Annotated in this window: 10 protein-coding genes and 1 pseudogene; 9 read left to right on the top strand and 2 right to left on the bottom strand. The window is 47.5% G+C overall.

Annotated elements, in window-relative coordinates:
• Nucleotides 1-729, bottom strand: a pseudogene (locus tag AB3112_RS04540) (glutamate synthase subunit alpha); the annotation flags it as partial.
• A gap of 283 nt (nucleotides 730-1,012) precedes the next feature.
• On the opposite strand from AB3112_RS04540, the gene sufC reads away from it, so the two are divergent.
• The 7 genes from sufC to AB3112_RS04575 are packed head-to-tail and all read left to right on the top strand — an operon-like array spanning nucleotide 1,013 to nucleotide 7,795.
• Complete coding sequence (sufC, locus tag AB3112_RS04545; RefSeq protein WP_084973610.1) at nucleotides 1,013-1,831, top strand: Fe-S cluster assembly ATPase SufC; 819 nt, start codon at nucleotides 1,013-1,015, stop codon at nucleotides 1,829-1,831.
• Nucleotide 1,832: 1 nt separating this feature from the next.
• Nucleotides 1,833-3,125 carry a Fe-S cluster assembly protein SufD gene (sufD, locus tag AB3112_RS04550; RefSeq protein WP_367334030.1) on the top strand — a complete coding sequence of 431 codons (1,293 nt, stop codon included), beginning with the start codon at nucleotides 1,833-1,835 and terminating at the stop codon, nucleotides 3,123-3,125.
• Complete coding sequence (locus AB3112_RS04555) at nucleotides 3,106-4,344, top strand: cysteine desulfurase (RefSeq protein WP_367334031.1); 1,239 nt, start codon at nucleotides 3,106-3,108, stop codon at nucleotides 4,342-4,344. The genes sufD and AB3112_RS04555 overlap by 20 nt, the downstream gene beginning before the upstream one ends.
• Nucleotides 4,331-4,786 carry a Fe-S cluster assembly sulfur transfer protein SufU gene (gene sufU / locus AB3112_RS04560; protein ID WP_084973566.1) on the top strand — a complete coding sequence of 152 codons (456 nt, stop codon included), beginning with the start codon at nucleotides 4,331-4,333 and terminating at the stop codon, nucleotides 4,784-4,786. The genes AB3112_RS04555 and sufU overlap by 14 nt, the downstream gene beginning before the upstream one ends.
• Entirely contained in the window at nucleotides 4,779-6,182 is a 1,404-nt protein-coding gene (gene sufB / locus AB3112_RS04565) for a Fe-S cluster assembly protein SufB (protein WP_084973564.1), read from the top strand. Before sufU ends, sufB begins: the two co-directional genes overlap by 8 nt.
• Nucleotides 6,183-6,193: 11 nt before the next feature.
• The gene (locus tag AB3112_RS04570) at nucleotides 6,194-6,508 is read left to right on the top strand and encodes a metal-sulfur cluster assembly factor (protein ID WP_084973563.1); all 315 of its coding nucleotides are present in this window, start codon (nucleotides 6,194-6,196) and stop codon (nucleotides 6,506-6,508) included.
• 15 nt (nucleotides 6,509-6,523) lie between these two features.
• Complete coding sequence (locus AB3112_RS04575) at nucleotides 6,524-7,795, top strand: NRAMP family divalent metal transporter (RefSeq protein ID WP_084973561.1); 1,272 nt, start codon at nucleotides 6,524-6,526, stop codon at nucleotides 7,793-7,795.
• Nucleotides 7,796-7,882: 87 nt separating this feature from the next.
• Here AB3112_RS04575 and AB3112_RS04580 read toward each other — a convergent pair whose 3' ends face one another.
• The gene (locus tag AB3112_RS04580; protein ID WP_367334032.1) at nucleotides 7,883-8,740 is read right to left on the bottom strand and encodes a fructosamine kinase family protein; all 858 of its coding nucleotides are present in this window, start codon (nucleotides 8,738-8,740) and stop codon (nucleotides 7,883-7,885) included.
• A gap of 141 nt (nucleotides 8,741-8,881) precedes the next feature.
• On the opposite strand from AB3112_RS04580, the gene AB3112_RS04585 reads away from it, so the two are divergent.
• Together AB3112_RS04585 and AB3112_RS04590 are read left to right on the top strand one after the other, a co-directional pair.
• Nucleotides 8,882-10,075 carry an NADH:flavin oxidoreductase/NADH oxidase family protein gene (locus AB3112_RS04585; RefSeq protein ID WP_367334033.1) on the top strand — a complete coding sequence of 398 codons (1,194 nt, stop codon included), beginning with the start codon at nucleotides 8,882-8,884 and terminating at the stop codon, nucleotides 10,073-10,075.
• A gap of 23 nt (nucleotides 10,076-10,098) precedes the next feature.
• Nucleotides 10,099-11,099 (top strand): flavocytochrome c (locus tag AB3112_RS04590; RefSeq protein WP_367334034.1); only part of this gene is annotated, 1,001 nt, incomplete at its 3' end.

An 11,099-nucleotide genomic window follows, 5' to 3' on the forward strand; every position in this document is an offset into this window, starting at 1 on the left:
AAATGGCTGAGCCCGATCCCAACTTGGAAAAGTGTTGGTTGAGAAGCGGGAGTGAATCAAACAAATGCAGCTCTTCATCTCAGGGTCGTGTAAGTCAGAGTAAAAGCGGCTGACTTGGTATGCGTGCAGCATGCCCTTATACACAATCGTTTGGCTGGATAATGAACAAATATACATCGACTGGCGATCAAACGTTTTTTCCAACTGGCGTCTTAGGCGGTACAACCGGTCTTCAAAATCCCGTCCGGCCTTCATATCAACCGACCGTTTTAAAATCACTTGGGAAAACCCCGGCATCGATTGTTGGGCTGCTGGACCACAGCTTTCATAAACAAAGGGAACGGAGCGGGTCCAAAGCACTGGAAAACCGGCGTCTTTGATTCGTGAAATGACTGCAGAGAGCATTGCGTCACGTTTTTCTTCATCGTGAGGAAGAAATAGTTGGGCAACGGCATAGTCGCCCTTCGGTGGAAGCCTCAGTTCATGTTCTGCCATTTGATTCCGAAAAAAGGCATCCGGCATCGACATTAAGATTCCGGCGCCATCACCCGTATCGGGTTCGGCTCCTGTTCCACCACGGTGATTCATCCGCTGAAGCATCGTCAAAGCTTTTTCAACGAGTTCATGACTGGGATGGCCATCGACTTGGGTGATAAATCCCATTCCACAAGCATCGTGTTCGAATTCAGGAGAATACATTAACTTCTGCGATCGTGATAATTTACTCATTTCGTCACCTACTTAAGATATGTGTTATTTTTTCAGTTATGTTTTAATAATATGATAATTTGATGATAAAACAATCTTTTTTTGAAAATATTGTTCAGTTTTATTTTTTTCTCAACTTTACCTTGCAACGCTCATTCCCAATATAAAGGCAATCAGCTCCGCTCTAAGGGGGTGAGGAAAAAATCAGTTATTGCGTTATGACGCCGACGCGTTTATTATTTGAATTAATTTGATTTTAACCATAATCTCATAATGAAGCTGATAGATGAAAGGGGCTTACCTGATGCCAACTTTGAAAGTAACTGATCTTCACGTCAGCGTGTCTGATGAAGAGACAAAAGCAACCAAGGAAATTCTAAAAGGTGTCAATCTCACCATGAACACGGGGGAGACCCATGCCATTATGGGCCCCAACGGAACCGGTAAGTCGACTTTATCGGAGACCATCATGGGAAATCCAAAGTATCTTGTGACACAGGGTGACATTACATTAGATGGTGTGAGCCTGTTGGGGAAGCCGGTTGACGAACGGGCAAGAGCAGGACTATTTTTAGCCATGCAGTACCCGGCTGAAATTAAGGGCATCACGAACTTGGAGTTTATGAGAGCCGCTGTGAATGCCACCCGACCTGCTGACGATCCGATTCCAATTCGCACATTCTTAAAAGATTTAGATCGGAATTTGGAAGTTTTAAATATGTCCGACGACATGACAGAGCGCTACTTGAATGAAGGCTTTTCAGGCGGTGAAAAAAAGCGCAATGAAATTCTTCAATTAATGACGATTAAGCCAACCTTCGCTATCTTGGATGAAATTGATTCGGGACTTGATATTGACGCACTCCAAGTCGTTGCTAAGGGGGTAAATCAAATGGCCAGTCCAGACTTCGGCGTTTTGATGATTACCCATTATCAGCGCTTGTTGAATTACATTCACCCCGATCAGGTCCATGTGATGATGGGCGGAAAAATTGTTAAGACTGGCGATGCAACGCTTGCAAATGAGCTTGAATCAACCGGTTACGCCGGCTTAAGAGACGAACTTGGGCTTGAAGTTAATCTAGTTGATGAGGACGTCCCGGCAGGAAACGGGGGTAAGTAACATGATGAAAACCACAACGTTGGAAATGAACCCGGTTTTGTTACAGAACGCGGCATTTTCAAATGAACCCGAGTGGCTCCAAACGTTAAGAAACCAAGCTTGGCAGCAAATTCCCACGTTGGCGATGCCGGTCTTTGCTAAAATCAATTACCACAGTTGGCCACTGCTGGCGTTCACCAACCAACCTGCCTTAAATGTAACCGTTCCTGAAAGTATCCAAAATGACGCATCTGGCTACCAATTTGCCAGCCTTGGACAACTGGTTGTGAAAACGGCGTTGCCCGATGAATTAGCCGCTCAAGGCGTTATTTTATGTGACATAGGCACGGCGATTCATCAACACAGTGACCTGGTTCGCAAATTTTTATTTCAAAAAGCCGTTCATGTTGATGAAAATCGGCTCACGGCAGTTAACGCGGCCCTTCTAAATGGTGGGGCATTTCTGTACGTTCCGGACAACGTTGAGGTTAAGGCCCCCATTAATCTCCTTCAAGTTCAAGACAGCCGTCAGGCCGGAAACTTTGTCAATCACACCTTAATCGTGGCCGGAGAGAATAGTCGGTTTCAAGTGCTTCAACGCTCGGAAACGCTCGGAGAAACAGCCAACCCCGCCCACATCATGGTAGAAATTGTCGCACAGGCGGGCAGTTACGTTAGATTCTCTGCACTGGATTCGTTGGGAGAAACGACGCATTCCTACATTAACCGTCGAGGCTTCTTGGCACAGGATGCCAGGATCGACTGGACAGTCGGTATCTTAAATGACGGGAATACGATCGCCGACTTCGACTCTGATCTAGTGGGTAGTGGCTCGCATACCGAGATGCAGACGGTGGCGATTTCGACCGATCGTCAAACCCAAGGGATTGATACCCAAGTGACCAACCACGGTCACCACTCCGAAGGAAATATTTTGCAGCGCGGGATTTTATTGGGGCGTTCAGCTTTGGTCTTCAATGGGATCGGCAAGATTATCAAAGGCGCTCACGGCGCAAAGGCCCAACAGGAAAACCGGGTTTTGATGCTGTCACCAAAGGCACGTGGGGATGCCAATCCGATTTTGTTAATTGATGAAAATGATGTCATCGCCGGTCACGCAGCCAGCGTTGGCCGGATTAACCAGGATCAACTTTATTATTTGATGAGCAGAGGACTGACAAAAGATGTCGCACAAAGGCTGGTTGCTCGTGGCTTTCTGGGTGTCGTTCTGTCAGACATTCCAGTTGCCGAGGTTCGCCAGCAAATGATCGCACTAATCGAGAGGAAGCTGACAAATGGACAAGGGACTGAATAATTCCAGACAAGATTTTCCGATACTTAACCAACAAGTTAATGGTGAACCATTAGTCTATCTGGACAATGCGGCCACCACACAAAAGCCGCTGGCGGTTTTAAACGCCATTATGGACTATTACCAACACGACAACGCAAACGTCCACCGTGGGGTCCATACATTAGCTGAGCGGGCGACCGAAAGCTACGAAGCTTCCCGAGATAAGGTTGCCGAATTCATCAATGCGCCATCCAGGCGGTCGATCATTTTTACCCGCTCCACAACCGAAAGCCTTAATTGGATTGCGGCCAGCTTTGGTAACCTGGTCGTTTCCGAGGGCGATGAAATTGTGATTTCTGAATTGGAACATCACAGCAATATCGTTCCTTGGCAACAAGTTGCCCAAAAACAGCATGCAACTTTAAAATACATTGGTTTAACCGCTGACGGAGAATTGGACATACAAAGCGCTCGTGAGCTAATTACTGACCGGACAAAAATTGTGGCAATTGCCCACGCGTCAAATGTGATGGGTGTTGTTAATCCAATTAAAGAACTCGCCAAGCTGGCCCATCAGCACGGTGCATACATAATCGCTGACGGGGCGCAGGCTGCACCGCACATGCCGATTGACGTTTCAGACTTGGATGTTGATTTTTACGCACTTTCAGGACATAAAATGTTGGCGCCGACCGGTATCGGCGTATTATACGGTAAAGAAGCTTTACTAAATATGATGCCGCCAGCCCAGTTTGGCGGTGAGATGATCGATTTTGTCCACCACCAGGATGCCTCGTTTAAAGAGGTGCCTTGGAAATTTGAAGCAGGAACACCCAACATTAGCGGCGCAATTGCGTTGGGCAGGGCAATTGACTATTTAAATGAGTTAGGAATGGACAATGTATTGGCTTACGAAAAAGACTTGGTGAAGTACACGTTGCCTCGTCTGTTGGCAATCGACGGCGTCCGGGTGTATGGTCCACACGATCCCGATAAACACACGGGGGTGCTCTCATTTAATCTCTGGGGGCTTCATCCCCACGACCTTGCGACCGGTCTTGATATGGAGGGAATCGCGGTTCGTGCGGGGCACCACTGCGCTCAGCCACTCATGGAATATTTGAACGTTGAGGCAACTGCTCGAGCCAGCTTTTATTTTTATAACACACAACAGGATGCCGACCGTTTCATCCACGCAATCACCGCAGTAAAGGAGTTTTTTGCCGATGGGATTAGCTAAATTAAACGAATTATATAAACAAGTCATCTTGGAAAACGCCCAGCACCCGAAGCATTACGGCGACTTACCGCAAGCAACTGGGAAGCTGCAGTTACGCAATCCGACGTGCGGTGACGTGATCAACGTCTCAGTTTTGATTGACCATGACCAAATTGAAGACTTGTCATTTTCGGGGTCTGGTTGCACGATTTCGCAGGCATCAGCCAGTCTGATGACAACGGCGTTGCTTCACCAGCCGGTATCAAGAGCCCGTGAGTTGGTGATGGCGTTTTCTCATTTAATTACTGGCGAGTCCATTACGTCGACGGATGAAGATGCACTGGGGGATGCGGCGTTAGTCGGGTCGGTGGCGGAATTTCCCGCAAGAATTAAGTGTGCAGCTTTAGCCTGGCACGCAGTCGATGAGATACTGGGACAAAAAGGAGCTGATTTCAATGACTGATGTTTCTGAGATTATTAAAGACAAGGACTATGAATACGGATTTCACGATAATGTCACGCCCGTTTATTCAACGGGTAAGGGATTAACGGAAGCCATTGTGAGAGAGATTTCCGCTGAAAAGCATGAGCCCAAATGGATGCTTGATTATCGGCTGGCAGCGTATCAAGCTTACCTCAAGATGCCGGAACCTGATTTTGGGCCTGACTTGACCAAGCTTGACTTAGAGAATATGACATTTTATCAAAAAGCAACGGATAAGCAGTACCGGGACTGGGATGACGTTCCGGACAAAATTAAAACGACTTTTGACCGGTTGGGGGTTCCTCAAGCCGAGCGAAAGTATTTGGCGGGATCATCTGCCCAGTACGAGTCGGAAGTGGTCTATCACAACATGCAAGAACAGTTTGAAAAGCTGGGAATTATTTTTACCGACACCGATACGGCGCTACAAAAGTATCCGGAGTTGTTTAAAAAGTGGTTCGGCAAACTAGTTAAACCGACAAATAATAAATACGCGGCGCTAAACTCGGCTGTCTGGTCTGGCGGAACCTTTATCTATGTTCCTAAGGGTGTTTCGTTGACGACCCCGATTCAATCGTATTTTCGAATTAACGCCGAAAAATCCGGTCAGTTTGAACGCACGCTGATTATTGTTGATGAAGGGGCCCACGTTGAATACGTTGAGGGATGCACGGCGCCGACTTACAAGAGCGACAGCCTGCACGCAGCGGTTGTTGAGGTCAACGTCTTGCCGCACGCATACTGCCGATACACGACCATTCAGAATTGGTCCAACAATGTCTACAGCTTGGAAACCAAACGGGCCCAAGCACTTGAAGGGGCAATTATGGAGTGGGTTGATGGCAACTTGGGCTCAAAGGTAACGATGAAGTATCCTTCCGTTTATTTAAACGGTGAGGGGGCCCGGGGGACGATGCTGTCAATTGCGGTTGCCGGTCGAAACATTGACTCTGATACCGGTGCTCAGATGATTCATAATGCGCCAAACACCTCGTCATCGGTTGTTTCCAAATCAATTGCCAAAGACGGCGGTGCGGTTGATTATCGTGGCAAAATTAAGTTTGGCCGTCATTCAGATGGCTCGTTTGCCCACGTGGAGTGCGACACGATTATTATGGATGACCAATCATCCAGTGATACGATCCCCTATAACGAAATTTTGAACAATAACGTATCGATGGAACATGAGGCAAAAGTTTCGAAAATTTCTGAGGAACAATTGTATTATTTGATGAGCCGGGGCATCCCAGAGGCCAAAGCAACTGAAATGATTATTATGAGCTTCGTGGAGCCATTCACCAAAGAGTTGCCGATGGAGTATGCGGTCGAGCTTAATCGACTCATCAGTTTTGAAATGGAAGGATCGATTGGATAGGAGATGAGCTTATGAACATTGAGCGGTCATTTAAAGATCAGGCAATGGCAGTTCTCGAAGACGTGGTTGATCCAGAGCTTGCCATTGATATCGTGAATCTCGGCCTGATTTATAACGTTGAATTAGATGAGCAGGGCCTCTGTACCGTGACGATGACCTTAACGATTGCGGGGTGTCCGTTAACCGAATACCTAAATGCTGCAATCGAAGAGGAGTTAATGGCCTTGAACCAGGTCAAGCGCGTCAAAATCAACCTGGTTTGGGAACCGGCGTGGTCGATTGATAAAATGTCACGTGAGGCCAAACTTGAACTGGGCATTCACTAAAAAGGAGAAATGCTTATGAAAGAAGTTGTTGATATTTCCGGCCCGATTAATGAATTGGGCCAGCGAGAAGGAGTGGGCCATTGGCTGAAGGTCTTTGGCCCCGGACTCATTGTGATGCTTGCCGACACGGATGCGGGGTGTCTCATCACCGCGGCCCAGTCTGGTGCTCAGTGGGGCTACGCGATGGTGCTTCCCCAATTGTTGCTCATTCCGATTTTGTATATGGCTCAGGAAATGACCGTCAGGTTGGGGATTGTCACTGGAAAGGGCCACGGCGAATTGATCAGGGAGAATTTCGGTAAGGGATGGGCCTGGGTGTCAGCGGCCACCCTGGCCATTTCTTCAATTGGTGCGTTGTTGACAGAATTTGTGGGAGTCGCCGGCGTCGGCGAACTGTTTGGCGTTTCAAAATGGATCACGATTCCCATTGCCACGGTGGGATTGATTGCAGTGGCATTTACAGGAAGTTATCGGAGGACCGAAAAAATCGGCGTCATCATTGGCTTGGCGGAACTGGCATTTATTGGGGCGATATTTCTCGTCAAGCCGCAACCCGGAGACATTTTAAACGGGCTCACAACCATTCCTTGGAAACATCGTTCATACATATACTTAGTTGCAGCCAACGTCGGCGCGGTCATTATGCCCTGGATGATTTTTTACCAGCAAAGCGCCGTCGTTGATAAGCAGCTTCAACCGTCATCAATTAAAAAGGCCAAGCATGATACTTTGGTTGGGACGTTTTTAACCCAGGGGATCATGATTCTGTTCGTGGTTGTCTTTGCAGCAACGGTTGGCAAAAATGGACATAACCAACCGCTCGGGTCCGTGGGTGATCTGGCTGCTGCCCTTGGCCCTTATATTGGCGGCCAGACAGCCAAACTATTGATCGGCGTCAGCTTGCTTGGCGGCTCCCTGGTTGCCGCATTGGTGGTCGCCTTGGCCGGAACGTGGGGCGTCACCGAGGTTCTTAACTGGAAACACAGTTTAAATGAACCGTTTAATAAGAAAAATATGGGCTTTTACGTGATTTATACCCTGGCGCACGTTATTGGTGCCGTATTGGTATTGGCGAATGTGCAACTCGTTGATATGGCGGTTGGCGTTGAAGTCCTCAATGCGCTCATGCTGCCGATTGTGTTGGGGCTGTTGCTGATGTTGGAAGCCAAAGCCCTTCCTGCAAAATACCGGATGCACGGGTGGTACCGATACCTTGTGACGGCTCTATGCTTGACGGTGATGGCATTTGGTTTGTACATGGTGGGACCGATAGTTGGCTGGTGGTAAAGTAACGTCAGTTAGCTTGGACGTAAAAAACGCTTTGGACCCTGTTTGCAGGATTCAAAGCGTTTTTTGCATGTTGAATTATTTATCTTATTTTTGCTCCAAAATCTGGGTCATTGCACTATCCGCGCTGCTCTTGTACATGGTACCAAATTTGTTGGTGTGGACCATCAAGTAATACAGACGGTAAAAGTTGAGCCGTTCGTTTGCGCCCGGATCCAGTGGGTAAACAGCGTTATAAGCGGCATAAAAGTCAGCATCAAAGCCGCCAAACACAGTGGTGATCCCCAGGTCAAATTCCCGGTCACCGTAAAACGACGCGGGATCAATAAGCGCCGGTCGGCCGTCCGTCAGGAACATGTAATTTCCGCCCCATAAATCACCGTGAAGTAATGAAGGCTCACTTTCGTGTTTTGACAACTTATCTAAAATCACTTCTCGCGCCTGTTGGTATTTTTCGGCATCATGGTCATTCCACAAGTGCTTCTTCATCAATGCGTCCCGGAGTCGGTCCAAACGGTGGTCGACGAATAACTCGCTCCACGAATCTGTCCAACTGTTGTCGAAGCTCTCATCGTTGCTAACATAGGGCAGGTCAAAGCCAAATTGCCCATTAGGACTGTAATGCTGGTGCAGCTTCGCAACCAGTTCGCCAAGGTCGCTTTGGTCGCCAGAACCAGGTTCCAAGTAATTAAGCACCAAATAAGCGTTGCCGTTAATTTGGCCGTTTCCAAGGACTCTGGGTGCCAAGACATCGGCTTTTTCGAATGCTTTGAGTCCAGCGATTTCACCGGCATAAAAATCGGCTTTGGTATTGGGCTGAACCAACAGGAAATAGGTGTCATCTTTAGTTTCTAAGCGAAATGCTTGATTTACATCACCGCCGCCAACCGGGATTGCTTTGGTAATCCCCTTGATTGGCAGTTGAGATAGCCATTGATCATCCATTGAATAATCACCTCTAGGTTTATTGTAACTGAAAATTTGATTTAATGTTGGTAATGATAATTGCCCTTGAAAAAGTTTCGGGTTACCATTAAAACAAACTCAACCGAATTTGAAATTAATTGACTGAAAGGAGCGATTGAAATGAACTATTTACAAATTGCCAAACCGCTGACGTTGCCGAACGGACAACGGATTAAAAATCGCTTTTTTAAATCCGCAATGAGTGAAACGATGGCAACTGATGCCCATCAACCGACTGAAGCCTATGCAAAGCTCTACCAAACCTGGGCGGCTGGCGGAGCTGGAATTGTAGTGACCGGAAATGTCATGGTTGATCATCGCGCCATCGCAGAACCCGGCAATGTGGTTGTCGAAGATGAACAAAGCTTACCAATTTTAAAACAGTGGGCTGAGGCAGGTACCGCAAACCATACTCAATTGTGGATGCAACTTAATCATCCAGGAAAACAGTCGCCAAAATATTTGTCGTCACAACCGGTGGCACCAAGCGCGATTCCAATTTATGGGCCGAATGCCAAAGCCTTTAATCCACCACGTGAGCTCACAAACGCCGAAGTCCATGAGATAATTGCCAAGTATGTGAGAACGGCTGAAATTGCCCAAAACGCCGGCTTTACGGGAGTTCAAATTCACGGAGCTTACGGCTACCTGGTCAATCAGTTTCTATCGCGAACTGATAATCACAGAACCGACGAGTTTGGTGGCTCACTGGAAAACCGCATGCGCTTTTTGGTTGATATTTATGAAGGAATTCGCCAATCTTGTGGTGTACAGTTTTCGATTAGTCTCAAGATGAGCGCATTGGACCTTAACGTGGACGGCTTTACCGAACACGATTCGATCACTGTGATTCAAAAAATGGCGGAGCTGGGAATTGATCTGATTGAAATTTCTGGTGATGACTACGAGAATTCGGCAGTGGGCTTTTCCGGATATGCACATATGATGCATCAACTTGTAAACGTCCCGATTGTCCTAAGTGGTGGTTTTCGAAATATCTCGACCATGGAAGAAGCATTAGGCAAACACGATGCCGATATGATTGGGATTTGCACACCAATGGTTCTTCAACCCGATTTGCCAAACGCAATCTTAAGTGGCAACTACAAACCAATCAAGCTGCCGTTAACCTTAGGTGGGCAACGATTGGACGATAAGTATTCGCCAACATTTGTGACTGCGTATTGTGAACAACAAGCCAGAAGACTTGGGAACGGTCAGCGGCCACAACTTTATACCAGCGCCTGGCGGGCACTTGCCGCAAGCGTTAAAATGCACGGCCCAAATGGACTCGCGCCAAGGCGGGCACAATAAATTTGAAAGATTGGAAGAAACCCATGTCAGAAAGATTTGAACCGACTTCTTTAGATAAATTAGAAAAGCAATATGATCTCGTCGTGATTGGATCAGGAAGCGCCGGATTGACCACCGCCATTAAAGCGGCAGAATTGGGGCTTCATCCGGTCATTTTGGAAAAAATGCCTACAGTTGGAGGGGATACCAAGCGGGCGTCTTCCGGGATGAACGCGGCTGAAACATTTGTCCAGACCGAACAGGGGATTCAAGACAGCGTTGGTCAATTCTACTATGAAACCCTGCGTGGCGGTCATGGGCAAAATGACCCGGACTTACTTAAGTACTTTACCGAACATGGTGCGCGCGCCATTGAGTGGCTCTACAAAGAAGGGGTCCAACTTGACGACCTAACGATTAGTGGCGGGATGAGCGTTCCGCGGACACATCGGCCACGTTCAAAAGAAGCGATTGGCACCTACCTGGTCAATGGCTTATTAAAGCAGGTCCAGGCTAGGCAAATTCCCTTGTTCTGCAATGTTAAAGTGACTCGCATTTTGACCGAAGACAAAGTGACGGGCGTTCAAATTCAAACCGAGGTGGATCAACAAATAATCCAATCGAGGGCCGTTATCATCGCTACCGGTGGTTTTGGGGCAAGCAAGAAATTGATTAGCGAGTACCGACCTGATTTAAACAAGTATCGGACGACCAATCAACCGGGCAATACCGGGGACGGCATTTTACTTGCCAAAGATATTGGCGCAAAGTTGGTTGATATGGATCGAATTCAAGTCCACCCAACCGCCCAGCAAGATACCGATCATGTTTATCTGATCGGCGAAACCGTCCGCGGTGAGGGGGCAATCCTGGTTGATCAAAACGGTAACCGGTTTGTAAATGAACTGGAAACCCGCGACAAGGTCACAGCTGCCATCGAAAAATTAGGCGGTACCGGTGCATATTTAATTTTTGATGCGGCTGTTCGAAGCCGTGCCAAAGCCATTGACTTTTATGATCATGTGGGCTTAGTTAAGTCCGCTGA

Origin of the sequence: Lentilactobacillus sp., from assembly GCF_040773105.1 — a bacterium.
GTDB lineage: Bacteria > Bacillota > Bacilli > Lactobacillales > Lactobacillaceae > Lentilactobacillus > Lentilactobacillus parabuchneri.